Here is a 25,497-nt window from a genome sequence, read left to right as displayed (position 1 = left end):
GGAAACGCTCCGGCGTGAAAAGAGGTGAAGAGATGTCCGTCACCGACCCCCGGACCGCTCGCTCCCGCCCCATCCGCATGACCGCCGCCCGCACCGGCCGTACCTTCGCGCCCGCCGTGTGGGCGGTCACCCGGCTGTCCCTCGGCTTCGTGTTCTTCTGGGCGTTCGCCGACAAGCTGTTCGGCCTCGGCCACGGCACCCCGGCCAAGCAGGCGTGGATCCACGGCGGTCACCCGACGCTGGGCTTCCTGAAGTTCTCGGCGGCCGGACCCTTCAAGGGCTTCTACCACTCCATCGCCGGCGCCGCCTGGGCCGACTGGCTGTTCATGCTCGGCCTCGCCGGGATCGGCGCGGCACTGCTCCTGGGCATCGGCATGCGCGTCGCGGCCGGCGCGGGCGTGGTCATGCTGGTCATGATGTGGAGCGTCGTCCTCCCGCCGGACAGCAACGTCTTCATGGACGACCACCTCATCTACGCGCTGGTCGTCGTCGGCCTGGCCCTGGTCGGCGCGGGAGACACATTCGGCCTCGGCCGCTGGTGGGGCCGGACGCGCCTCGTCCAGCGGTTCCCCGTCCTCAAGTAGCGCCGAAGGGGGAGCGGCGAGAGTCCGCTCCCCTTCCCCTTTCCTGGAGAGACCATGAGTTTCACCGCGGACGGCGGGGGATGCCTCGGCCGCCGGCAGTGCCTGACCCTGCTGGCCACCGTGCCGATCGGACGGATCGTCCACACGGACCGGGCGCTGCCGGCCGTGACGCCGGTGACGTTCGTCCTGGACGGCGACGTGGTCACGGTCCACGCGGAGCCGACGCTCGGCGCGGCGATCGGCGGCAGCATCGTGGCCTTCCAGGCGGACGACGTCGACCCGCGGACGATGACCGGCTGGTCCGTCACGGTCATCGGCCGGGCACTCTTCACCGGCGGCCCGATCCCACGCCCGTGCTCCGGCCCACCGGGCCGCCCCCCGGCCCTGCGAATCCCGGTCCAGCACACGTCAGGCATGCGCCTCGGCCCACGCTGACCCCATACCCGAAGCGAAAAGCCCGCCGGACCGGGTCCGGCGGGCTGTCCCGCGAGGACGGTCAGCTTTCCGCGCCGTCCTCGCAGACGATGACGCCGCAGCGGGCGTTGGACAACACCGTCGGCACGGTGGCGCCGCCGAACAGGGCGCCGTGGCGGGAGTTCAGCCGCGCGCCGACCACGAGGACCTCCGCGCGATCCGCGAGCCGGCTCAGTCGCGCGCCGGGTTCGCCCCGGGCGATCCGCAGGCGGGTGGAGACGTGCTGCGCGCGCGGAAGGAGGCGGGCGACCTCCTCGCGCAGCCGGAGCCACGCCTTCGGGCCGCGCAGCGGGCCTCCGTCGCGCGGGATGACACGGACGACGTCGAGACGGGCGTGGCGCCGACGCGCCTCCTCCGCCGCGCGCCGCAGCGCCACCGCGGAGTTGGGCGACCCGTCGAATCCGACGAGCACGTACCGTGGCCCAGGGATGATGTGCATGACCGACCTCCTGTTTCCTCGTCCAGCCTGCGGGAAATCCCCCAAGGGGCGGAGAGCCCACGGACCCGGCTTCCACGGGACTTTCGGCCCCTCTGGTCGTCGAGTGGTCGGTGGAGGCGCATGCCGCAGGAAACCGGGACGGCGGTGGAGCGGGCCACCGCGCCGAGACCGCCGCGGCGTGTGCTGATCGGCCTGTGTGCCACCGAGATCACCAGCTGGGGCGTGCTGTACTACGCGTTCCCGGTGACGCTGTCGTCGCTCACCCGCGACACCGGCTGGTCGACCGCGACCGCCATGGCGGCCTTCTCCGCCGGAGCCGTCGTCTCCGCCCTCGCCGGCATCCTCGTCGGCCGCCTCATCGACGCGCGCGGCCCCCGCCCGGTCATGACCACCGGCTCGGTCGTCGGTGTCGCCGCCGTCGTGGCGATCGCCGCCGCGCCGAGCCTGCCGCTCTTCTTCGCCGCCTGGGTGCTCGCCGGTCTCGCCCAGTCGGCCGTGCTCTACCAGCCGGCGTTCACCGCGCTCACCGGCTGGTACGGTCCCGACCGCGTGCGCGCGCTCACCGCGATCACGCTCGCGGGCGGGTTCGCCAGTACGGTCTTCGCCCCGCTGACCGCCCTCCTGCTGGACCACCTGACCTGGCGTGGCACCTACCTCGCGCTCGCCGTGATCCTGGGCGTGGTCACCGTCCCGCTGCACGTCCTGTGCCTGACTCCGCCCTGGCGGCACGGCCGGACCCGCGGCGCCCCGTACGAGCGGGACGCCCATGCGCGGGCGGTCGTGCGCAGCCGGCCGTTCGCCGTGCTGACGGCCGCGATGACCTGCGCCGCGTTCGGTTGCTACGCCGCCACCGTGAACCTCGTCCCGCTGCTGACCTCAGGCGGAATGGGCACCCACCTGGCGGCCGTGGCCCTCGGCCTCTGCGGCGCGGGCCAGGTGCTCGGCCGGCTGGGCTACCCGCGGCTCGCCGCCCGCACCGCACCGCCCGGCCGTGCCGCCGCCATCCTCACCGCGGGCGCGGTCACGGTCGCCGTCCTGGGCGTGCTCCGCGGCCCGGGCGCGGTCGTCGTCGCCGTCCTGGCGGGCGCGGCACGCGGGATGTTCACGCTGCTCCAGGCCACGACGATCGCCGACCGCTGGGGTACCCGCGCGTTCGGGCACGTCAACGGCGTCTTCACCGCTCCGATCACGGTCGCCATCGCGCTCGCTCCCGGCGGCGGCGCGCTGCTCGCCCGGCTGACCGGCGGGTACCCCGTCTCGTACTGCGTGCTGGCCGCCCTCACCTTCGCGGCGGCCGTGGCGATCCGTCAGACCGGCACTTCGTAGGATTTTTCGCATGTTCGACGACCTCGACCTGACCGAGCTGCGGCGGCGTCCGGGAGTGAAGTGGAGCCACGTCGCCGCGGACGTGCTCCCCGCCTGGATCGCGGACATGGACTTCCCGTCTCCTCCCCCCGTACGGGCGGCCCTCGCCGAGAGCCTGGACGATCTCGGCTATCCCGCATGGGACGACCACCCCGAGAGCAACCCGCTGCGGACCGCGTACGCCGAACGGATGCACCGGCGGTACGGCCTGGCCGTCGACCCCGCCCACGTACGGGAGTTCACCGAGCTGATCCAGGGGCTGCAGGCGATCCTGCACGTCGCCACCCGGCCCGGTGACGCCGTCGCGATCCACACGCCGACGTACCCGCCGTTCGTGGAGACGCTCGCGGACATGGACCGGCGGCTCGTCCCCATCCCCATGATCGAGAGTGCCGGCGGCTGGGGGTTCGACGCCGCCCGGCTGGCCGAGGACGTCGCCCGGTACGGCTGCCGCGCACTGGTGCTGGTCAACCCGCAGAACCCGACGGGCCGCGTGTTCCGCCGCGACGAGCTCACCGCGATCGCGGAGGTGGCGGAACGGCATGACCTGCTCGTGATCGCCGACGAGATCCACGCGGAGCTCGTCCACGACCCGCACCGGCACGTGCCGTTCGCCTCGCTCGGCCCCGAGGCCGCCGCCCGCACGGTCACGCTCACCTCGGCGACCAAGGCGTTCAACCTCGCGGGCCTGCGCTGCTCGGTCGCGCACGTCGGCGACCGCCGCGTCCGCGAGGCGCTGGCCGCCCAGCCGCCGCTGCTGTTCGGCGAGGTGAGCGCGCTGGGCGTCGTCGCGACGCTGGCGGCCTGGCGAGACGGCGACGACTGGCTGGCCGAGGCACGGGCGACCCTCGCCCGCAACCGGGCGCTGGTCGCCGGGGCCCTCCCGCCCGGCCTCCGCCACCGCCCTCCCGAGGCGGGATACCTGGCCTGGCTCGACTGCCGCGACCTCGGCACCGGCCCGGACCCCGCCGCGTTCTTCCTCGACGAGGCCCGGGTGCTGCTCTCCTCCGGCCCGGCCTTCGGGCCGGGCGGGGAGGGGTTCGCGCGGCTGAACTTCGCGACGTCCCGGCCGATCCTGGAGGACATCCTCCATCGCCTCCGCGACGCCGTACGGCGCCGCGGCTGACGGTCGGTCGTCGGCGGGCCTCAAGCCGCCGGAAGCGGGTTTCGCCGGAAGAACTCCCAGATCAACGGTGTGGCGTCGATGGAGGTCGGGGTGGGTGAGTCCAGGTTCGGGCTCGTGCTCGGCCAGACGTGGCCCGCGCCCGCGATGCGGTAGTGCCGCACCGTGCTCCCGCGCGCGCAGCCCCGCCAGTCCTGGACCGTCACGTTTCCCGCGATCACGTGTTCGGCCGGACGCGGCAGGCAGCGGTCGCGGGCCGCCCAGGCGTTCAGCCAGGACGGGAGGTCCGGCAGTCCCCTGGCCGGGTCGCCGTTGTAGGGGATCGTGGTGTCCGCGGTGCCGTGGAAGTCGGCGATCGGGGCCGGGCGGGACGGCTCGCAGGGGCCGCCCTGGGGATAGAAGGCTCCGGACACCGGGGCGAAGGCGGCGATGCGCCCGGCCATGCGGCAGGCGAGGACGCCGGTGAAGCCACCGCCGTTGGACTTGCCGGCCGCGTAGATCCGGTGCGGGTCGACGCAGTAGCCTCCCTGCAGCCGAGTGATCAGGTCGCTGGTGAACAGCACGTCGTCGACGTCGGCGGAGTACGGCGCGCCCTGCCACGCGGTCTGCCCGTCAGTGCCGACCAGGCCCTGGGGGTAGACCGTGACGGCGTTCAGGGCCGACATGCCGGTCAGCTCCTCCTGGTACGCCGACGTGCGCTTGTGGCCGTGGAAGGACAGCACCAGCGCGTACGGCCGGCGCGGGTCGTAACGGTCCGGCACGTGCAGCAGGTAGCCGCGCCGGACTCCTCCGGAGACCAGGTACTCCGTCGACGAGTCGCCGGGTCGTACCGACGGTGCCTTGCCGCAGCCGGTCGTCGGCAGCGGACGGTCGACGGTTCCTCCGGCCTGCGCCATCGCGGGAGCGGCGGCGGCGCCGCACAGGGTGAGGGCGAGGAAGACCGCGGCCGCCGTACGTAGGGGGAATCTCATCAGGTGCTCCTCAGATGTCCGCGCCCGCGATGGCCGGTGAGCCGTCGGCCCGCGAGTCGCGGACCGCGTCCGGCCGCGAGGGGGCGTCGTCCAGCAGGGTCGTCTCGTCGAACGGGTCCCGGCCGGCCAGCACCAGCTGCGCTCGGTCCCGGTCGAACTCCCCGGTCAGCGTGCCGATGACCACCGTCGCGACCGCGTTGCCGGCGAAGTTCGTCAGTGCCCGCGCCTCGGACATGAACCGGTCGATGCCGACGATGAGGCCGACTCCGTCGACGAGCGCGGGCCGGTGTGACTGCAGGCCCCCGGCCAGCGTGGCCAGACCGGCGCCGGTCACGCCGGCGGCGCCCTTCGAGGCGACGACCATGAACAGCAGCAGCGATATCTGCTCGCCGATCGAGAGCGGAGCGTCGGTCGCGGAGGCGATGAACAGCGACGCCATCGTCAGGTAGATCGCCGTACCGTCCAGGTTGAAGGAGTACCCGGTCGGCACGGTGATGCCGACGACCGGCCGGCTCACGCCGAGATGCTCCATCTTCGCGATGAGCCGTGGCAGCGCGCTCTCCGAGGACGACGTCGACAGGATGAGCAGGAACTCACGGGCGAGATAGCGCAGGAGCGAGAACAGGTTCACCCGAGCCACGAGCCACAGGATCGAGCCGAGCACGACCACCACGAACAGCAGGCAGGTGACGTAGAAGGCCACCATCATCATCACGAGGCCCTTCAGGGCGTCGACGCCGCTCGCGCCGACCACGGCCGCCATCGCGCCGAACGCGCCGACCGGTGCCGCCCACATGATGATCGACAAGACGCGGAACACCAGACGCTGGATGTACTCCAGCCCGCGCAGGACGGGCCGGCCCGTTTCGCCCATCGCCTGCAGGCCGAACCCGGCGAGCAGGGCGACGAGCAGCGTCTGCAGCACCTGCCCCTCGGTGAAGGCCGACACCAGCGTCGTCGGGATGATGCCCAGAAGGAAGTCGACCGTCCCCGTGCTGCCCTCGCCGACCTGTTCCCGGCCGGCGTGCCGTGCCGCGTCCGTCAGGTGCAGGCCGGCGCCGGGATGCATAATGTTGCCGACGACGAGGCCGATGGCCAGCGCGAACGTCGACAGGATCAGGAAGTAGGCCAGGGCGAGGCCACCGACCGCGCCGACCTTCGCGGCCCGGGTGACCGAACCCACGCCCAGCACGATCGTGCAGAAGATGATCGGGCTGATCATCATCTTGATGAGGTTCACGAACCCGGTGCCGAGCGGCTTGAGCTCGGTGGCGAAGCCCGGTGCCGCCAGGCCCACCACGGCACCGGCGATCACCGCGGCGACCACCGCGAGGTAGAGAAAGTGCGTGCGGTCGCGTCGTCTGCGGGGGCGCGGTCGTACCGGCGCGGTTTCGACGGGCATCCGATCTCCTTGCTCGTGGCTCCATCGGCCGAAATCTGCAAGGACTATGCGGTGCGGGGTGACTCAGGTCACGTTTTCGTTCATTACGTTCACGAAAATCCCCCTTAACGTGCCGGTAACGAACAGCGTGCCGAAGGAGGCACACTGTCGAGATGCGCCACCCATCCCGTGGACACCGGCGTCACAGCCTGGCGGGCCAGCTCTTCCTCATGCAGGCGATCGTCGTCGCCGTCGTCGTGACCGGCGGCGCCGGCCTCGCCTCGGTGAAGGCCGAGCGCGGCACGAGCGATTCGGCCCGCCACCAGGTCATCGCCGTGGCGGCCGGCATCGCGGACGCGCCGACGACGGCCGCGGCCGTGACCGGTGCCGACCCGTCCAGGGTGCTCCAGCCGTACGCCGATCAGGTCCAGCGCGACACGGGTGTCGACTTCGTGACGATCATGAGGCCGGACGGCATCCGTTACACCCATCCCAATCCCGCGATGATCGGCAAGCGCTTCCTCGGCAACACCGGGCGAGCGCTCGCCGGACACACGTTCACCGAGACCTACACCGGGACGCTCGGGCCGTCCGTCCGCGTCGTGACCCCGGTCTTCGGCTCGCGGCACCAGGTCGTCGCGCTGGTCAGCGTGGGGATCACCGTACGGACCATCAGCGCGCAGGTCAGGGCTCAGGTGCTGGTCCTGGTCGCGGTCGCCCTGATCGCCCTCGCCGTCGGCGGCGTGGGCACCTACCTGGCCAACGCGCGGCTGCGGCGGCACACGCACGGGATGAGCACCGCCGAGCTGAGCCGGATGTACGAGTACCACGACGCGATCCTGCACACCGTGCGGGAGGGGCTGCTCCTGCTCAGCCCGGACCACCGCATCGTTCTGGCCAACGACGGCGCGCGCGAGCTGTTCCGTCTCCCCGCCGACGTGGAGGGCCGGCACGTGGCCGGCCTGGGACTCCCGGAGGCGCTCACCGCGGCGCTGTCGGGAGACGTACCGTGCGTCGACGAGATCCACCTGACCCGCGACCGTGTCGTCGTGGTCAACAAGTCCGCCGTCACGTCGGGCACCCGCGACCTCGGCAGTGTCGTCACCCTTCGAGACCACACCGAACTGCAGGCCCTGAGCGGTGAGCTGGATTCCGTGCGCGGCTTCGCCGAGTCGCTGCGCTCGCAGACGCACGAGGCCGCCAATCGCCTGCACACCGTCGTCTCCCTCATCGAGCTCGGCCGTACGGACGAGGCCGTGGAGTTCGCCACGGCCGAGCTGGAGATCGCGCAGCGGTTCACCGACCAGCTGATGGAGGCGGTCGCCGAGCCGGTGCTCGCCGCGCTGCTGCTGGGCAAGGCCGCGCAGGCGAACGAGAGAGGCGTCGAACTCGTCGTCACGCCCGACACGCAGGTCGACGATGACGCGATACCGGACGGTCTCGAGGCGCGCGACCTGGTGACGATCCTGGGGAACCTGGTCGACAATGCCATCGACGCGGCGGCCGACGGCGAAGGACGCCCGCCGAGGGTCTTCGTCACCGTCCGAGCCGACGCCGGCGCGCTCGTCCTGCGCGTCGCCGACACCGGCCGTGGCGTCGAGAGCGACGCCGTGCGAAACGTGTTCCGGCGCGGCTGGTCGACCAAACCCGGAGCCCGGCCGTCCGGCCGGGGGCTGGGCCTCGCCCTCGTCGCGCAGGCGGCCGCCCGGCACGGCGGGCGCGTGGACGTGGACCGCGACGTCGGAGCGGTGTTCACCGTCACGCTTCCGCTGCACGAGGAGGTGAACGCATGATCGAGGTCCTCGTCGTCGAGGACGACCGGCTCGCCGCGGAGGCGCACCGGCGCTACGTCGAACGGGTGCCCGGCTTCGCCGTCGTGGACGTGGTCCACTCCGGCGCCGAGGCACTGCGCGTCCTGGATCGGCGACCCGTCGACCTGGTCCTGCTCGACTTCTACCTGCCGGACCGCCACGGCCTGGAGATCTGCCGGCGCCTCCGCGCCGCCGGCCACCTCGCCGACGTGATCGCGGTGACCTCGGCGCGCGACCTGGCCACGGTCCGGTCGGCGGTGTCCGTCGGCGTGGTGCAGTACCTGCTGAAGCCGTTCACGTTCGCCACGTTCCGCGCCAAACTCGAACGCTACGCCCGGTTCCACTCCACGCTCGGCCGGCCGGGCGAGGCGACCGACCAGGACGAGGTGGACCGCGCGATCGCCACTCTTCGCAGCCCCGACGGATCGGCCCTGCCGAAAGGCGTGAGCGCGCCGACGCTGGAGTCCGTACGGGAGATCCTGCGCCACGCCGAGGAGGGCGTGACCGCCGAGGCCACGGCGAAGGCGGCGGGTGTTTCCCGTGTCACCGCTCGCCGCTATCTGGAGTACCTCGTCGACCACGGCTACGCCGAACGAGCGCCGCAGTACGGGCAGGTCGGCCGTCCCGAGCTCCGCTACCGCCGGGCGACGCGGACCCGTTCCCCGCGCACGGAGGCGCCGTAGTCTCTCACCGGCCGCCGGCGTCTCCGCGACGCCGCACGGCGTCGCGGAGACCGCGAACGATCAGCTGTCGGCGGCTTCCTCGGGGTTGACCGGGATGGTGGGCTTCTGGCCGAGCGCCTGCTGCTTCGCGGTGATCGTCGGGATCGCCGCGAGCTGGTCGTTGAAGTTCGCCAGGTAGGCCGCGTACACCGTCGAGCTCGTGACCTTAACGTCCGACTCGTCGTTGTGGTACAGCGAGTTCGCGGTGTAGTTCGCCGAGCCGGTCAGGACGATCTTCTGCCCGCTCGCGCCGCTGTACCGGCCGTCGATCAGCAGGTACTTGTCGTGCGTGTAGTGCTCGGCGTACCCGTCGGCGTCCTTGCCGTGGGTCGTGTCCCGTACGTCGATCTTGGAGTTGGCCAGTGTCGACCGGACCGTCGAGGAGACCTGGGCCTTGGTGTACGCCACCGTGACCTTGCAACCCTTGGACGCCATGCTGACGAGCTGCTTGGCGAGCGGGAGCCGGTTGTCGGTCCACTCGAACATCGCCACGCGGACCTGGCTCGGGTAGGTCTTGGAGCACGTGACCAGTTGCAGCATGCCCAGGACCGTGTCGCTGCCCCCGCTGGCCTTGGGCCAGTAGTACGCCTTCGGGTTCGAGCCGTACGTCCAGTAGTAACCGGGCTTGTACTTGCCCGTCGCACCCTTCGCCATGTCGGTGAAGGTCTTGACGTAGGCGTTGTAGAGACCGGTGTTGCCGACCACGGTGTAGCTGTTGTTGTAGGCGACCTCGGCCTGCGTGTCGGTGGGGTTCGCGCTGGAGACGGTCACGGCGCGCGTTCCGCCGCCGGAGAAGAGGAAGAACTTCGTGTGCAGGAACGCCGACGGCGCCCCGTTGGTGTAATGGTGCGCGACGCACCCGCCGTAACACACGGCCGCGTAGCTGGCGGCGCTCGCGGTGCTCACCTTCTTCCCCAGCGCGGAGACCAGGCGAGACCAGGTCGAATTCTGAGCGTGCTGGTCCATCAGCACCTGGACGTAGACGCCGCGCTTGTGCGCGGCGATCAGCTTGTCGGCGAAATCGCTCAGATTGATGCTGTAGAACGCGGCCCGGATCACCGATCCCGCGGGCGCGGTGTCGATGTTCGTCTCGATCTGCCGGACGATCGCGTACTGGGCGGCCGTGTCGCCCTCGGGATCGTTGAAGACCGGTCCGGCCTTCGGGTTGAATGCCGCGTCCGCCTGGCCCGTGCCGGCGAATCCGATACCCGCCCCGATGAGTACGACAGCGACCATCCACGTGACGATGCGTCGAACCCCATGCGTCATCCGCTTTCCCCCCGTACACATGCACCCCAAAAGACCCAAGCGGACTTTACCGTGAATGGTCGACTCGACCTAGTACGAGGCCTGTGTCGGCCAGCCGGGGGTTTGGCCGACAGGAGTGCGGTAGCCGACCGGTCGTCGGCTCAGGAATCGGAGGCCGTCGTTGGTCGTCGCCGGGCCGTCCGGTTAGGTAGGCACCATGACAGATTCCGCGCACGTCACCGGCGCGTCTTCCGCGAAGCGGCCGCAAGGCTCTCATTCCGGTGCGTCCGGCGGCCGCGCCGGGCAGCTGGCGCTGATGCTCGGTGCGCTGGGTGTCGTGTACGGGGACATCGGCACCAGCCCGCTGTACGCCCTGCAGACGGTCTTCTCGATCGACCACGGGGCGGTGCGCCCGACGAGCGGCGACGTCTACGGCGTGATCTCGATGGTGTTCTGGTCGGTCACCCTCATCGTGTCGGTGAAGTACGTGGTCTTCATCCTCCGCGCCGACAACGACGGGGAGGGCGGCGTGATGGCGCTCGCCGCCCTCGTACGCCGGGTGCTCGGCGGGGTGCGCGGGAGGGCGGCCGCGGTCATGGCGCTGGGCGTGTTCGGCGCCTCGCTGTTCTACGGCGACAGCGTCATCACGCCGGCGATCTCGGTGCTGTCGGCCGTGGAGGGCCTCAAGGTGGCCACGCCCAGCCTGTCCCACGTGGTCGTGCCGGTCGCGGCGACGATCCTGACGCTGCTGTTCGTGGCGCAGCGCTGGGGCACGCACCGGGTCGGGAGCCTGTTCGGGCCGGTGATGGTGCTGTGGTTCTCGGCGATCGCCGTGGCGGGCGTGCAGGAGGTGGTCCGGCGTCCCGGCATCATCACGGGCCTGTCGCCGACGTACGCGGGCGCGTTCGTGCTCGACCACCCGTACATCGCCTTCATCGCGATGGGCGCGGTGGTGCTGTCGATCACCGGCGCGGAGGCGCTGTACGCGGACATGGGCCACTTCGGCCGCCGGCCGATCCGGCGTGCCTGGTTCGCCGTGGTGTTCCCCGCGCTGACGCTGAACTACCTGGGCCAGGGCGCGCTGATCCTGCGCGACCCGCGCAGCATCGCGAACCCGTTCTTCCTGCTCCTGCCCACCTGGGCGCGGGTGCCGATGGTCGTCCTGGCGACGCTCGCCACGGTGATCGCCTCGCAGGCGGTGATCACCGGCGCGTTCTCGGTGTCGCGGCAGGCGGTACGGCTCGGCTTCCTGCCGTTCCTGCGGATCCGGCACACGTCGCCGCGTGAGGTCGGGCAGGTGTACGTGCCGGCCGTCAACTGGATCCTGTTCGTCGGCGTGCTGGGCCTGATGCTCGGCTTCCGCTCCTCCGAACGCCTCGCGACGGCGTACGGGGTCGCCGTCACCGCGACCCTGATCATCACCACCGTGCTGTTCCTCGTGGTGGCGCGGGCGCACTGGGGCTGGGCGGTGTGGAGGCTCGTGGTGGTGGCGGTCGTGATCGGCGGCGCGGAGGTCACCTACTTCGCGGCCAACCTGACGAAGGTCGCCCACGGCGGCTGGCTGCCGCTGCTGATCGCCGTGTCGGTGTTCACCATCATGAAGACCTGGGAGCGGGGACGCGAGATCGTCACCGAGCGCCGTACGGCCAAGGAGGGTCCGCTGCCGGAGTTCGTCGAGACGCTCCGCGGCTCGGACGTCGTCCGCGTGCCGGGCACCGCGGTCTTCCCGCATCCGACGAAGGCGACCACGCCGCTGGCGCTGCGCGCGAACGTCGAGCACAACCAGGTCGTCCACGAGCACGTGGTGATCGTCTCGACCATGGACGAGAACGTCCCGCACGTCCCGGTGGCCGAACGCGCCAGCGTCGACGACCTCGGCTACCGGGACGACGGGCTCGTGCACGTCACCCTCCGGTACGGCTTCCAGGACGACCGGGACATCCCGGCGGCGCTGCGTCGTCTGGCGTCGGACCGTACGAACGCCGAACTGAACATCGACCCGGATCAGGCGTCGTACTTCCTGTCGAAGGTGACGTTGCAGGTGACCCGGGCACCGGGGATGCGCATGTGGCGTAAGCGCCTGTTCCTCGTGCTGGCCAACAACGCCGCCAGCCCGGCGGAGCGTTTCAACCTGCCCGAGCTCCGCCTCGTGGTCATGGGGTCCCAGGTCGACATCTGAGCTCAGCGCGGTGTCGGGGTTTCGCGCCGGTCGGCGCGAGATGGCCGAGTCCCGGGTTTGGCTTTAGCCGACTCGGTACAAAATCACATACGAGAATCCCGCATGGCGGCGGCGGAAAGGAGTTATCTTGCTAGCCTGCGAAGTCAGGCTACCCTTCCGGCACGCCGCTGGAGATGTGGCGGTGTTCGGCGTAGGTTGCCGTGGACCCCGGGCACTCCAGGCGTCGTGCCGTCCTCTCAACTGACCTGGATGGTCGATATGAACGACGCAATGATCACGGTGCCTTCGAACGCATCCGACGTTATTGACCTCTGTGGCGCCCCGTTGTCCGAGCCGGCCACCGGTGTCGCCATGCAAGCGATGGTCGCCCGGTTCGCCTTCGGGGAGCGCAAGCCCCAAGCCCGCACGGTCGGCGCCTTCAACTCTTACATATAAATCGTAAGCCGCACAATGAGCACACGACTCCCGTTTCGTCAATTCGTGCTCAAGGTGCACAGTAGATGTGACCTCGCCTGCGATCACTGTTACGTCTACGAACACGCCGACCAGAGTTGGCGTGGCAAGCCGGTCACGATGGCCGTCGAGACCATGGCCCAGGTGGCTGCCCGGATCGGGGAGCACGCCAGGAGCCAGGGGCTCGACCGGGTCCACGCGGTGCTGCACGGCGGTGAACCACTGCTCTGCGGCCCCGAGCGGCTGTCCGCGCTGATCCGCGCGCTGGAGTCGGGACTCCCCGGAGACTGCGAACTCGACCTGCACATCCACACCAACGGTGTGCTGCTCGACCGCCGGTTCTGCGAGTTGTTCCGTGCGCACGGCGTCAAGGTCGGTATTTCGCTCGACGGAGACCGCGCGGCGAATGATCGGCACCGGCGCTACCGGGACGGGCGGAGCAGTTTCGACAAGGTGGCCAGAGCCATCGAACTGCTCCGTACCGGGTATCCCGACCTCTACTCCGGGCTCCTCTGCACGATCGACATAAGAAATGATCCCATCGCGGTGTACGACGCTCTGGTGTCCCATGATCCGCCGGCGATCGATCTGCTGCTCCCGCACGCCACCTGGGACGATCCTCCATTCCGCGCCGGTGAGACCGATTACGCCGACTGGCTCGCCACCATTTTCGACAAGTGGCTCGCGGACGGTCGCCCGGTTCCGGTACGCACGTTCGACTCCATCATCAGCACCAGTCAGGGCGGCCCGGCACTGACCGAGTCGCTCGGCCTCGAACCCAGCGACCTTCTGGTCGTGGAGACCGACGGGACGTTCGAGCAGGCGGATTCCATCAAGATCGCGTTCGACGGCGCCCCGGAAACCGGGACGGACGTCTTCCGGCACTCGATCGATCAGGTCGCCGAACACGAAGGCGTGGCCGCCCGGCGGCGAGGCAGAGACGGCGTGAGCGCGACGTGCCGCGCCTGCCCGGTATTGGAGAGTTGCGGAGGTGGCCTCTTCGCGCACCGCTATCGCGCCGGCTCGGGTTTCGACAACCCCAGTGTCTTCTGTGCCGACCTGAAAGAACTGATCGAGCACGTCCAACGGCGCATATCCGTTCCCCGCCACATCGTGCCCCACGCGGCCCTGCGGTCGATCGCGGCCGGGCAGGGCACGGTGGAGGCGCTCACCATTCTCCAGCGGGGCCAGCGAAGCATTCGCCGGGCGTTGATCACCGCGGTGCGGGACCAGGCCGGCCCGTCGCCGGAGTGGGATCTTCTTCGCCGGGTCGAGCCCGCCATCGTGGACGACGTGTTCAGCCATCCGTACAACCGGGTCTGGGCGGTGGGCCGGCTGCGCCACCCGGATCGGCGTGACGACGGTCGTCTGGCGGCTCTCGCCTGTGTGGCGGCGGCGCGCGCCGGCATGTCCGCGGCCCTGCGCGTGCCGGTGCGGGACGGCGCGGTCTTCCTGCCCACCGTCGGCCGCTACGAGGTCCCCGACGCGGTCGAGACCACGGTCGAGATCCGGTCCGGCGAGGTCACGGTCGAGCGCGCCACCGCCGTACGCCGGGTGCGGTTCCTGGACGTCGGCGGTCATCCGCTGCTGGTCGAGGACCTGGATCCGCTCCGTGACCGTCACCGGCGGCCGGTCGCCGGCCGGCTCACCGACGAGCAGGCCGGGCACTGGCAGGTGATGTTCGACGCGGCCTGGGACCTTATCGCGACGCGGTGTCCCGAGTACGTCCCCACGCTGACGGTCGCCCTGTCCACGGTGGTGCCGGTCGAAGGGGAGCCGATGGGCTCATCGGTGCGGGACGCCTTCGGCTCGGTCGGCGTCGCCCTGCCCCCGGACCCCGAGACGTTGTGCCTGCTGTTGCTGGGGGAGACACAGCGGATGAAACTCGGTGGCGTCCTGGACATGCTGCAGCTGTTCGACGATCGCACGTCCACTGCGTCAGCCGACACAGAACGCCTTTTGTTCGACTCGTATGCTCGGCTCGCCATTACCGACTTCCGGCGACGGCGTCCGGGAGGCCAGACCATAACCGAGGCGGCGACGGATGTGGATGTGATTCTCGCATCAGGCTCGTTGACCCGGCTCGGCAGGGAATTCGTCGAAGAGATGCGCGGCACGCTGGACGCGTGGTCGGCTTGAGATGACTCGCGACGATCTCCTCTCCGATCTTCGTACCCTGGGTCCGCGTCCCGGCACGGCGCTGCTGGTGCACACGTCCATGCGGCGCATCGGCCGCCTCATCGGCGGCGCGACGGCCCTGGCGGAAGCGATCCTCGCGGCGCTGGGGCCGGACGGCACCGTCGTCGTGCCCACCCCGACGCCGGAGAACTCCGATTCCTCGCGGGCCCATCTGGCCCGGGTCGAGGGAATGACCGCCGCGGAGCGGCGTCGCCACCGTGCCGCGATGCCCGCCTTCGATCCGGCGCGCACACCGTCCACGGGGGCCGGAGTCTTTCCCGAGAGCGTCCGGCTCACCCCCGGTGCGTTGCGCAGCGAGCATCCGCAGACGTCGTTCGCGGCCGTGGGCGCGCAGGCGAAGCTGATCATCGACGGCCATGCGCCCGACTGCCACCTGGGCGAGGAGTCCCCGCTCGCCCGGCTGTACGACCTTGACGCCGAGGTGCTCATGCTCGGCACCGGATACGACACCTGTACGGCTCTTCACCTGGCCGAGTACCGCTACACCCGAAACCCGCCGACGCGCGGCTACAGCTGTGTGATCGAGCGGGACGGTGAGGCACGGTGGTGGACCTACGCGGACGTGGTTCTCGACGACCGTGACTTCCTCGCGGTCGGTGCCGCCTTCGACGACACCTCATACGTCAGACGGGGGCGGGTGGGGCTCGCCGACTCCCGGTTGGTATCGCTCCGGCGGTTGGTCGACTTCGCGGCCGGCTGGTTCGCCGCCACTCGCGAACGCTGAGCGCCATATCTCCGGGAGAACAGGGGTGCCGTTGCCAGTTGTTCCGCCCGTATAGTCGGAGATGGGGAGGAATGTATGACCTTGGGAATATACGGTGACGATGATCGGCGTCCCTACTTCTTCCTCAGCTACGCGAGGTCCCGCTTCCGGCCCGACGACGGCACCGATCCCGATCGTTGGGTGACGAAACTGTTCAAAGATCTCTGCCATGACGTCGGTGTCGTTACCGGAATGCCCACGCCCGGCTTTATGGACAGGCAAATACCCGCCGGAACGCAGTGGCCCGATCATCTCGCCGAGGCGCTGGCGAGCTGCCGCGTGTTCCTGGCGCTGCTGTCGCCCGCGTACTTCACGAGCGAATACTGCGGTAAGGAGTGGGCGGCGTTCTTAGGGCGGGTGAAGAGTCAGCAGGCCGGTCTCGATCGCCCGTTGGCGGTCATTCCCGCGTTATGGACGCGGCTGGACCCGTCCGAACTCCCGCCTGACCTGAAGTCCATGCAGTACATCCCTCCCGACTTTCCGTCTCAGTACGCCGCGGAGGGCTTCTACGGAATCATGAAGCTGGGACGCTACCGCGAGCAGTACAAACAGGCCGTTCTTCAACTCGCCCGGCTGGTCAAGGAGACCGCAGAGCAGGCGGATCTGGCGACCGGGCCGATCTCCGACTTCGACGCCCTCGGCAACGCCTTCGCCGACTATCGCGGCCGCGCGCGAGGCCGCCGGCCGATCAAGCTCACGGTGGCCGCACACCGGCTCGACAGCCTTCCACCCGGTCGGGACACGTACTACTACGGGCGGACCATGCCCGAATGGACCCCGTATCGCAACGCCGACTACACCACTCCGATCGCGCGGTACGCCGAGCAGGTGGTCGCCGAGCTCGGCCACGAGCCCATAGTGGACAGCGTCGACGAGCCCGCGACCGATCCGGCCGCGTCGCCGACGGTACTGCTCGTCGACCCGTGGGTCAGCCGGGATCCGGCGATCGGCGGCGAGCTTCGCCGGATCGACGAGGATCCGGTGAACGTCCTCGTGCCCTACAACGCCGACGACGGGGAGACCACCGACGCGGAGAAGGACCTCAACCGGACCGTCGACGCCGTGCTCGGCCGCAGCCTCGTCCTCCCCGGTTCGGTGAAGTCGGTGGCGAGCATCGAGGCGTTCCGTGCGGCCCTCCCGAAGGCCGTGGGTGAAGCGATCAATCGATATTTCAAGGAGGCTCCGGTGCACCCGCCGGAGATCGAGCCGACGATGGAGCGGCCGACCCTAGAACTGCCGGATAAGTAGACGTTTGGGGGACTCGTGGAAAAAACGGCCGGAACGATAGTGACCTTCTACTCCTACAAGGGAGGCACCGGCCGCACGATGGCGCTGGCGAATGTCTCCTGGATCCTCGCTATGGCCGGTAAACGAGTTCTCGCCCTGGATTGGGACCTCGAGTCGCCGGGTCTGCACCGGTTCTTCCAGCCATTCATCGATCAGAGCGCGCTGGCTGTGACCGATGGCGTCGTCGAGTTATTGAGCCGATACTCATGGGCCGCCACCGAGCAGCACGAGAACGCACTGGACTGGCACATGGAGTTCGCGAAGATACTCGACTACGCGGTGTCGCTGGAATGGGATTTCCCTGGCGAGGGCACGCTGGACTTCGTCTCCGCCGGACGTCAGAACCGCGACTACTCGTCGTTGATCACCAGCATGGACTGGGACAACTTCTATGGGCGGCTCGGCGGCGGCCAGTTCTTCGACGCGCTACGAGAGGACATGAAGCGGCACTACGACTACGTGCTGATCGACAGCAGGACCGGACTGAGCGACATCGCCGAAATTTGCACCGTGCAGTTCCCGGACGTCCTCGTCGACTGCTTCACCCTGAGCGACCAGAGCATCGACGGCGCCTCCGCGGTGGCCCGGCACATCGACCAGCGCTACGGCCGCCGGCGTAAAATCCGCATCCTTCCGGTTCCGATGCGTATTGAATTCGGGGAGAACGCCAAGGTCGAGGCGGGTCGTGCGCTGGCTCGGGCGCGCTTCGACCGGTTCCCGAAAGGTCTCGACCACGAAGAGGCGAATCGGTACTGGCTCTCCGTCGAGATCCCCTATCGGCCCTTCTATGCGTTCGAGGAGACACTCGCGACGTTCGGCGACGCGCCAGGCTCGCCCAACTCCATGCTGGCCGCGTTCGAACGGCTCGCCGCGGAGATCACCGAGGGACAGGTCTCGGCCATCTCTCCCATGGACGAACAACTCCGCCTGGCGACGCTCGAGCGCTTCACGAGGCGTGGACCCGCGGAGAGCTCCGAAGCCCTCATCGTCCACGCCGCCGAGGACCGGCCCTGGGCTGACTGGGTCTCGGGAGTGCTCAGTTCGGCGGGCTTCCGGGTCACGGCCAACTGCACGGACGTGGCGTCTCCCGAGGAACTCGACGTTCGTCTGGAGCGGAGCAGCCATACGATCGTCCTTCTCTCGCCGGCCTTCATCGAATCCGAGCGTGGCCGACGGACCTGGGAGTCGCTCGCGCCGACGCAGCCCGGCGCGGCCTTTCAGCAGGTGACGGTTCTCCGCATCCTGAATGCCAAGCTCGAGCCGTTCTTCTCCCAGCTGACGCCGCTGGACCTCACGGGCCTCGGCGAGGAACAGGCGGCCGACGCCGTCCTGCGCGCACTCGGCCGGCCGAGCCGTACCGCCGAGCCGGTCAGCGAACACGGCCGGCTGACCGCGAGGTTCCCCGGCGCGGCGAGGACCTCACCGGCGGTGTGGAACGTCGACCGGCGGAACGCGGTCTTCACCGGTCGCGGCCAGGTGCTCGAACAACTCCGCGACCAACTGCTCGGCGCCACCCAGCGCGTCGTGCTGCCCCAGGCGCTGCACGGCCTCGCGGGAGTGGGCAAGACCCAGGTCGCGCTTGAGTACGCCCATCGTTTCCGCGCCGACTACGACGTGGTCTGGTGGGTTCCCGCGCTGCAACCCGACTCGATCAGGAGCGCGCTGGCCGCCATGGCGGGCCGGCTCGGACTACGAGTGGGCGACAACGTCGCCGAGGCCGCCAACGCGGCTCTGGAGGCCCTTCGCCGGGGCACACCGTACGCGCGCTGGCTCCTGATCTTCGACAACGCCCCCAACCAGACCGAACTCAAGCAGTTCCTCCCCGGCGGTGACGGCCACGTGCTGATCACGTCCCTGGATCCGGCCTGGACCAAGCTCGCCAAGCCGATCGCCGTCGACGTCTTCACCGAAAGGGAGGCCGCGTTACACCTGCTGCGCCGGGTGCCGGGCCTCGCCCCGGAGAACGCCGTGAAGATCGGCCGGGCGCTGGGGTTCCTGCCACTGGCCATCGAACAGGTGGCCGCGTGGCTGGAGGCCACCTCGATGCCGGCGAGTGAGTACCTCAACGCACTGGAACACGAGACCGCTTCGACGCTCGATCTCAGGACGAAGGAGTTCCCCCAGTCGGTGGCGCTGACGTGGAACGTGTCCTTCCGGCAGCTCAGAGAGGCGTCACCGGCCGCGGCCCGCCTGCTCGAACTCCTCGCCTTCTTCTCCTCCGAGCCGATCTCCCTGGACCTGATCTACAGCGACCAGACGGCCGAGATCCTCGTCCCGTACGACGAGACCCTGCGCGACAAGCTGGTGCTGGGCAAGGTCGTGCGTGAGATCAGCCGGTTCGCGCTGGCCAAGGTGGACCAGGGGAACAACTCCATCCAGGTGCACACACTGGTGCAGGCCGTCATGCGAGAGGGCATGGATCCCGAACGCGCGAACGAGACCATGCACGACGTACACAAGATCCTCGTGGGCGCGCGGCCCCCGCACGGAGACACCGACGACCCCGACAACTGGCCCAGCCTCGACAAGATCATGCCGCACGTCGAAGCCTCACTCGCCGCGGAGTGCGACGAGGAGGACACCCGGCAGATGTTCATCGATCTCGTCCGCTACCAGTGGAAGCGCGGCAACTTCGAGGGCGCTCTCGCCAGCGGTCAGTACCTCGCCGACCTGTGGCGCGATCGGCTCGGCGCGGATTACTGGCAGCGCCTGTTCCTGCTGTCGCAACTGGCCAACGTCTACCGCTCGCAGGGCCTGTTCACCGAGGCGTACAAGCTCGACATGGACGTCTGGGACCGGCAGAAGAAGTCACCGGCGATCGGGCCCACGCATCCGCACACGCTCATCACGGCCAGCGGACTGACCGCCGACATGCGCGCGCTCGGCATGTTCAAGAACGCGCTCCGGCTGGACGAGGAGACGTACGCGGCGCTCAAGGACCTCTACGGAGAGGATCACCCCCGGACGCTGATGACGGCGAACAACCTGGCCGTGTCGCATCGTTCGGTCGGGAACTACTACAGCGCGCGGAAGCTGGACGAGGACACGCTGGAGCGCCGGCAGACCGCACTCGGGGAGAAACATCCCTACACGCTCTTCTCGGCCGCCAACCTCGCCCGCGACCTGCGGGAGGGCGGACAGTACGAGGAGTCCGTGACGCGCCTGCGCGCGACCTACGAGACCTACCTCGAGGTGCTCGGCGACCAGCTCCCGGATCCACTGCGCACCGCCAAGAGCCTCGCGGTGTCGCTGCGGAAGGCCGGACATACCGAGGAGGCCCTCAAGCTGGCGGAGGGCACCTACGACCGTTACCGCCAGTTCTATCCGGACTCGCCCGACGCTGTGGCGGCCGACGCGGAGGTCGCCGTCTGCCTGTGGGCGATCGGCGACGGCGTCGCCGCCCGGGACCGTACCCGCCGGACACTCGGTGTGCTCCGCGACGCCCTGGGCGAGGATCACCACTACGGCCGGCTGCTGGAGAACAACCTGGCCATCTTCCTCCGGGAGGTCGGGGACGTCGGCGGAGCGTACGAACTCGCGAAGTCGACCGTGCCGCGGCTCCTCACGACCTTCGGGGAGGAGCACCCGTTCACGCTGGCCGGCATGCTGAACCTGGCGAACTGCGCCGCCGATCTCGACCGGTACGCGGACGCCGCCGAGCTGGAGGGCGACGCGATCGCGAAGCTGACCGACCGCCTGTACCCGACGCACCCCGACACGCTGGCCGCCCGCTGCAACCTCTCCGCCAGCCTGGAGGCGCTGGGCCGCACCACGGAGGCGAGGGCACACCGCCAGGAGGCGATCGCTCTCATGAGCCGGCTGCTCGGCGAAGATCACCCTGACGTCGTCGCCGTACGGCGCGGCCGGCGTCTCTGCCGGGACCTCGAGCCGCAGCCCGCCTGATCACGATCCGGCGAGCCAGTGCAGCACGTCGGGCATGACGTTCAACGCGCCGAAGTGCGCGCTGCCCCGCTCCACGATCACGAAGGAGGAGGGGATGTGCTCGCCGAGCCATCGTGAGTGACCGACCGGGGAGAAGGTGTCCTCGGCGCCGTGCCACAGCATGATCGGTCGTTCGATGCTGCCGGGTTCGAAACCCCAGGAGGTGGCGAAGGCGTGCAGGTCGTCGAACCAGCCATCGGCGGAGTCCCGCACGGCCTCGGCGTAGTTCTCGATGAGCTGCCGTCTGATGCCCGCATCCGCCACGATCCGGCGGTCGGACTGGGTGAGCTCGTCGTAGAGGTTCGTGACCAACTGCGCGGGGTTCGCCCGGATCTGGTCGGCCATCGGCCGGAGGCGGGCCATCACCTCGCCGCCGTCGTCGCGGACCGCCTGGTAGGCGTCGACGTTCGAGGCGGTCATGTCGGCGAACCAGTCGAGCCCGTCGGCCTCGCTCGGCGCCAGCCCGACGAGCACCGCGGCGCGGGTCGTCCGTTCGGGCAGGAGCGCGGCGCACGCCAGTGCGTGCGGCCCGCCGCCGGAGCGGCCGAGGACGCCGAACCGTTCCAGTCCCAGGGCGTCGGCTATCTCCAGAACGTCGGCGGCGACGTCGGCGACCCTGCGGCCGGGCATGCGGTCGGAGCGGCCATAGCCGGGCCGGTCGAAGGTGATCAGCCGGATGCCGAGCTGGTACAGGACGAGGGGCCGCGGAACCGGCCCGAGACGGCTGCCCGGCGTGCCGTGGAGGAGTAAGACGGGACTTCCGCTGGGCGCCCCCCATTCCTCCACCGCGACGCGTCTTCCATCACGCAGGTCGATCATGCTCGTCAAGCCGGCCTCCCGCTGAACATCCGTGACGCGTCAGAGATTGACTTTTTTGGGGGGAGATTTCCAGCCCATCCGGGATCGATTGATCGCTCCCTCGGGCCAGATAACCTTGACCGGGATCACTGGATCGCCGGGTTTCTCGTGCCGGCGGGAACTCCTCGCGGCGCCCAAGTGTTGATCAGTCAACGTTTCGCCAACCCTCAGGCGGGAAATCTTCAAGATCGTTTCGGTTCGTACGTAGCGTGACGGGCGGTGCGACGCGGACGGATCGGAGCCGTGGTGCCACCGGAGGACGAATGCGCGACGCGCGTGCCGTACGGTGCACGAGGCACCCCCGAAGCCACAGGTAGGAGGTGGAGCGACGATGCCGAGCGCTTCCTGTACGCAGTGCGGTCACACCAATCCGGATGGTGCCCGCTTCTGCTCGAACTGCGGCACTCCGCTCACTCACGGTGTTCCGCCGGTGACAGATGAGCCCGGTGATTCGACGTCGACGATGTCGTTCAGCGCGATCGAGGCGGCCGTGGCGGCCGAGCAGGCCGACGAGTCGACCGGCGATCAGGTGGGGATCGAGTCACTCCCGCCCAACACGGCGCTTCTCCTCGTGAAGAGAGGGCCGAACGCCGGCAGCCGGTTCCTGCTCGACCGGGAGAGAACCAGCGCGGGCCGTCACCCGGAGAGCGACATCTTCCTCGACGACGTCACCGTGTCGCGAGGGCACGCCGAGTTCTACCGGCAGGGCGCGCGGTTCTCCGTACGCGACGTGGGCAGCCTCAACGGCACCTACGTCAACCGGCAGCGGATCGACGAGACCGCCCTGTCCAGCGGCGATGAGGTCCAGATCGGCAAGTTCCGCCTGGTCTACCTCAGCAACGCGCTCGAGCCCGTGCCCGTCGGCGCACCGGAGGCCGCCCCACGTCCCCGGCGTGGCTGGTGGTCCCGCTGGCGGCGGTGAACGTCCGCCGACCCGCGTAGACTGCTGGTGAAATCCCCCGTGACCAGTCATTTATCGTGTCGAGGGGACCATCGGTGGGAGGCTGGGGGAGCCGGACCAGGGCCTGGAGCCGTGCCCGCCGCCGGACGGACCCGGCCGGAGCGCGCGGTGATCCGGTCGCGTGGACGTACGACGGCTCGCGGGCCGGCGGGCAGAGCGCCGTCATCTCGCTGGCGACGGCGCGTGCATGGCTGCGTGAACTCACGGACGAGCAGGCGGCGCTTCACCGTGTGATGACGCTGGCCGCGCAAGGTGCCTCGCCCGCGCGGATGTTCGCCTCGGTCGCCCAGGAGCTCGGCCGGCTGCTGGGCGGCGACCACGTCACGATCAGCAGGTACCAGCCGGACCGTACGACCATCGTGGTCTGCCGCTGGGCCGGCCGTGCTCCGTTCTCCGCCCGGCGCCGTTCCGTCGACGAGAGCGCCTTGGGGTCCGAGGTCGCGCGGACGGGCCGGTCGGCGCGCCGGACGGACCAGGCACGCCACGGCACCAAGATCGGCGTGTGGACCCGTGGGCCGCGGCACATCGTCGCGTGCCCGGTCATCGTCCAGGGACGCCTGTGGGGCCTCATGGCGGAGGTCTCCTTCGGGCCCGCGCCGCGGCCCGACGGCACGGAGGAGCGGATGGCAAAGTTCGCCGAACTCCTCGCCGCCGCGATCGCCCACGCCGAGAGCCGGGACGAGCTGCTCGCCTCTCGCGCCCGCCTCGCCCTCGCCTGCGACGTCACGAGGCGTCGCGTCGAACGCGATCTCCACGACGGGGTCCAGCAGCGCCTCGTCGTGCTCGCCCTGGAGCTGCGCGGCCTCCAGGGCGCCGTCGACGAGGAGCTGAGGGAACGCGTGCGGCGCATGGAGGCGGACCTGTACGGCGCCATGACGGACCTGTGGGAGATCTCCCATGGGCTGCACCCGGTCAGCCTGTCCCAGGGCGGCATCGACGCCGCTCTGAAGTCGCTGGCGCGCCGTTCGCCGCTCCCGGTGGAGCTCAGTGGGTGTGTGGGCGGCCGGCTGGCCGAGACCGTCGAGACGGCCGTGTACGCCGCCGCCTCGGAGGCGCTGGCCAACACGCTCCAACACGCGAACGCGACCAGGGCCCACATCGACGTCCGCCTCCAGCGAGGGGCCGTGTGGATGTGGTGCCACGACGATGGCCGCGGCGGGGCCCACCTCCCGCACGGGGCGAGCCTCGCGCACGGGTCGGGCCTGATCGGGATCCGGGACCGCGTCGAGGCGCTGGGCGGCGACCTGGCGATCTCCAGCCCGCCCGGCCAGGGCACGTCGCTGCGCGTCCGGATCCCGACGGGGTGACCCCGGGCGTGATGTCAACCGTGGGTGTACACGCAGATGTCAACCGTGGACTGACGCAAGTCGGCGGGGGATTTTCGTATCCTCGCGGTCTGAGCGAAGAATTGGCCGGACCGCGGCGAGAATTGGGGGGTTCTCGCGCTCCGGCCGAGTGGGGCCCGGCTGTGTGTCGACGTCCACGGGGCCCCAGAGCGGACGTCCGCACCGGTTTCTTTGGGGGAGGGAACCGAGGTTGCGGGCGTTCGCGCGTTCGGCGTACTGCGGGGCGGCTACTCGTCGCGTTCCTCGGGGATCGTGGGCAGCCTCTGGGTGAGCACGCTTTCGGACGTGATGTTCGCCTGGGCGATCATGGTCCGCCGGTGCCGCAGCGCGCCGTTCTCGCGCAGCAGGTCGTCGACCTCGGCGCGCAGCCGGGCCACCCGCTTGCTCATCCGGAAGTGGACCGCCACACTGCCGGCGCCGACGCCCACCACGAGCGCGGCCAGGGCGGGCATCCACGGCACGGCGATCGCGGCGATCACCAGAGACACGACGATCAACATGACCCGGGCATGGTCGCCGATCCAGTCCAAGGCGGAGTTGAGACGCCTCGGGATCTTCACACGTGCTCCTTCCACTGCGACGGCACCGACGCCACGGCGCGCGGACGCCCCACTCCGAAGAGACGGGATCCCGGCGCGCGCGACCGGTACCGCGCGTACCCCCGACAAGGCGAACGACACGGAGAGCCCCGAGCGCCGACCGCGCGTACGGACCGCGGTGCGATGAGGCAAGGCCAGGCTGACCAGCGCGAATCACCGGGCGTCGTTCGACTTCTTCCCGGCCCAAGTCTTTCACGCCCCTGACGCCGCCCGGCCCCCACCCGCGCCGCACCGACCCAGCGTGATCAGCAGGTCACGGGCGGAGGGTCGCCGGTCACTTCGGCAACACGGCCTTATCCAGGACCGCCTTCAGGTAGTCCGGGGCCTGCTGGGCGCTCCCGGTGGCCAGCACCATGGCGGCGCCGACGAGTAACGCGGTCCGCGCGGACGCGGCGGCCTCCGCCGCGGCGTTCAGCGGCGGCAGCAGCGGAGCACCAGTCCCACCACGGCAATGGGCGTCGCGGGCCGACCGTTACAGCGAACCGACCCACCACCGGACGTCGGCGTGACCGACGGTTTCGGGGTCGTCGGCGGCCACCAGGCGAGCCCATTTGACGAAGCCGACCACACCGGCCGTCCCAAAGATCAAGTTGCCGTCCCTTGCCACGATCCGCAGGATGTCGAATCCGAGCCCGAGGACGGCGACGACCGCCAGGTACACCGCTACCGCGACGAGAACCGCGGAAGGCGGTGACGCCGACGGCAGTGCGCCGATGCGCCGCCCCATCATGTCGTTGAAATAGACCAACCGATCCAGTCGTGGTCCATTCAGTGGAGTCTAGGTTCGCACCA

20 protein-coding genes are annotated in these 25,497 nt (G+C 69.9%); 13 read left to right on the top strand and 7 right to left on the bottom strand.

What is annotated here, in order from left to right:
• Positions 1–32: 32 nt before the first annotated feature.
• Positions 33–584: a hypothetical protein gene (locus tag QSK37_RS42970; RefSeq protein WP_432705656.1), complete on the top strand. Its 552-nt coding sequence runs from the start codon at positions 33–35 to the stop codon at positions 582–584.
• 54 nt (positions 585–638) lie between these two features.
• On the top strand, positions 639–1,019 hold the full coding sequence (locus QSK37_RS42965; protein WP_285633179.1) for a pyridoxamine 5'-phosphate oxidase family protein: 381 nt from the start codon (positions 639–641) through the stop codon (positions 1,017–1,019).
• 61 nt (positions 1,020–1,080) lie between these two features.
• Here QSK37_RS42965 and QSK37_RS42960 read toward each other — a convergent pair whose 3' ends face one another.
• On the bottom strand, positions 1,081–1,497 hold the full coding sequence (locus QSK37_RS42960; protein ID WP_285633176.1) for a universal stress protein: 417 nt from the start codon (positions 1,495–1,497) through the stop codon (positions 1,081–1,083).
• Positions 1,498–1,617: 120 nt separating this feature from the next.
• Between QSK37_RS42960 and QSK37_RS42955 the strand changes: the two genes are divergently transcribed.
• Positions 1,618–2,823, top strand: coding sequence for an MFS transporter (locus QSK37_RS42955; RefSeq protein WP_285633173.1), 1,206 nt, complete (start codon positions 1,618–1,620; stop codon positions 2,821–2,823).
• Between the two features lie 10 nt (positions 2,824–2,833).
• On the top strand, positions 2,834–3,988 hold the full coding sequence (locus QSK37_RS42950; RefSeq protein ID WP_285633170.1) for a MalY/PatB family protein: 1,155 nt from the start codon (positions 2,834–2,836) through the stop codon (positions 3,986–3,988).
• Between the two features lie 20 nt (positions 3,989–4,008).
• On the opposite strand, the gene QSK37_RS42945 is transcribed toward QSK37_RS42950, so the two are convergent.
• Positions 4,009–4,956, bottom strand: a complete 948-nt coding sequence (locus tag QSK37_RS42945; RefSeq protein WP_285633168.1) for a CE1 family esterase — start codon at positions 4,954–4,956, stop codon at positions 4,009–4,011.
• Positions 4,957–4,966: 10 nt separating this feature from the next.
• The gene (locus QSK37_RS42940) at positions 4,967–6,358 is read right to left on the bottom strand and encodes a cation:dicarboxylate symporter family transporter (RefSeq protein ID WP_285633166.1); all 1,392 of its coding nucleotides are present in this window, start codon (positions 6,356–6,358) and stop codon (positions 4,967–4,969) included.
• Between the two features lie 152 nt (positions 6,359–6,510).
• Here QSK37_RS42940 and QSK37_RS42935 point away from each other — a divergent pair, with 152 nt between their 5' ends.
• Positions 6,511–8,130, top strand: coding sequence for a sensor histidine kinase (locus tag QSK37_RS42935; protein ID WP_285633164.1), 1,620 nt, complete (start codon positions 6,511–6,513; stop codon positions 8,128–8,130).
• A complete protein-coding gene (locus tag QSK37_RS42930; RefSeq protein ID WP_285633162.1) occupies positions 8,127–8,831 on the top strand; it encodes a response regulator in 705 nt (234 codons plus the stop codon). Before QSK37_RS42935 ends, QSK37_RS42930 begins: the two co-directional genes overlap by 4 nt.
• Before the next feature lie 60 nt (positions 8,832–8,891).
• Here the strand turns inward: QSK37_RS42930 and QSK37_RS42925 are convergent, their stop codons facing one another.
• On the bottom strand, positions 8,892–10,106 hold the full coding sequence (locus QSK37_RS42925; protein WP_285633159.1) for a phospholipase D-like domain-containing protein: 1,215 nt from the start codon (positions 10,104–10,106) through the stop codon (positions 8,892–8,894).
• Between the two features lie 229 nt (positions 10,107–10,335).
• On the opposite strand from QSK37_RS42925, the gene QSK37_RS42920 reads away from it, so the two are divergent.
• From QSK37_RS42920 to fxsT, 5 genes are all read left to right on the top strand, one after another.
• Positions 10,336–12,297 carry a potassium transporter Kup gene (locus QSK37_RS42920; protein WP_285633157.1) on the top strand — a complete coding sequence of 654 codons (1,962 nt, stop codon included), beginning with the start codon at positions 10,336–10,338 and terminating at the stop codon, positions 12,295–12,297.
• 480 nt (positions 12,298–12,777) lie between these two features.
• Entirely contained in the window at positions 12,778–14,889 is a 2,112-nt protein-coding gene (locus QSK37_RS42915) for an FxsB family cyclophane-forming radical SAM/SPASM peptide maturase (protein ID WP_285633154.1), read from the top strand.
• Position 14,890: 1 nt separating this feature from the next.
• Complete coding sequence (locus QSK37_RS42910) at positions 14,891–15,673, top strand: AAC(3) family N-acetyltransferase (RefSeq protein ID WP_285633151.1); 783 nt, start codon at positions 14,891–14,893, stop codon at positions 15,671–15,673.
• Between the two features lie 75 nt (positions 15,674–15,748).
• Entirely contained in the window at positions 15,749–16,960 is a 1,212-nt protein-coding gene (locus QSK37_RS42905) for a TIR-like protein FxsC (protein WP_285633148.1), read from the top strand.
• 39 nt (positions 16,961–16,999) lie between these two features.
• Positions 17,000–20,902, top strand: a complete 3,903-nt coding sequence (fxsT, locus tag QSK37_RS42900) for an FxSxx-COOH system tetratricopeptide repeat protein (protein WP_285633145.1) — start codon at positions 17,000–17,002, stop codon at positions 20,900–20,902.
• On the opposite strand, the gene QSK37_RS42895 is transcribed toward fxsT, so the two are convergent.
• On the bottom strand, positions 20,903–21,760 hold the full coding sequence (locus tag QSK37_RS42895; protein WP_285633517.1) for an alpha/beta hydrolase: 858 nt from the start codon (positions 21,758–21,760) through the stop codon (positions 20,903–20,905).
• Between the two features lie 370 nt (positions 21,761–22,130).
• Between QSK37_RS42895 and QSK37_RS42890 the strand changes: the two genes are divergently transcribed.
• Positions 22,131–22,721 carry a double zinc ribbon and FHA domain-containing protein gene (locus QSK37_RS42890; protein WP_349497842.1) on the top strand — a complete coding sequence of 197 codons (591 nt, stop codon included), beginning with the start codon at positions 22,131–22,133 and terminating at the stop codon, positions 22,719–22,721.
• 74 nt (positions 22,722–22,795) lie between these two features.
• Positions 22,796–24,067 carry a GAF domain-containing sensor histidine kinase gene (locus tag QSK37_RS42885; RefSeq protein ID WP_285633143.1) on the top strand — a complete coding sequence of 424 codons (1,272 nt, stop codon included), beginning with the start codon at positions 22,796–22,798 and terminating at the stop codon, positions 24,065–24,067.
• A gap of 266 nt (positions 24,068–24,333) precedes the next feature.
• On the opposite strand, the gene QSK37_RS42880 is transcribed toward QSK37_RS42885, so the two are convergent.
• Positions 24,334–24,666 (bottom strand): hypothetical protein, encoded by a 333-nt coding sequence (locus tag QSK37_RS42880; protein ID WP_285633141.1) that lies wholly within the window; start codon positions 24,664–24,666, stop codon positions 24,334–24,336.
• Positions 24,667–25,177: 511 nt separating this feature from the next.
• A complete protein-coding gene (locus QSK37_RS42875) occupies positions 25,178–25,453 on the bottom strand; it encodes a hypothetical protein (protein ID WP_285633139.1) in 276 nt (91 codons plus the stop codon).
• Positions 25,454–25,497: the final 44 nt, after the last annotated feature.

Source organism: Actinoallomurus iriomotensis, assembly GCF_030269445.1.
Classification (GTDB): Bacteria; Actinomycetota; Actinomycetes; order Streptosporangiales; family Streptosporangiaceae; genus Actinoallomurus; species Actinoallomurus iriomotensis.
This window is presented reverse-complemented; position numbering and strand designations above follow the sequence as displayed.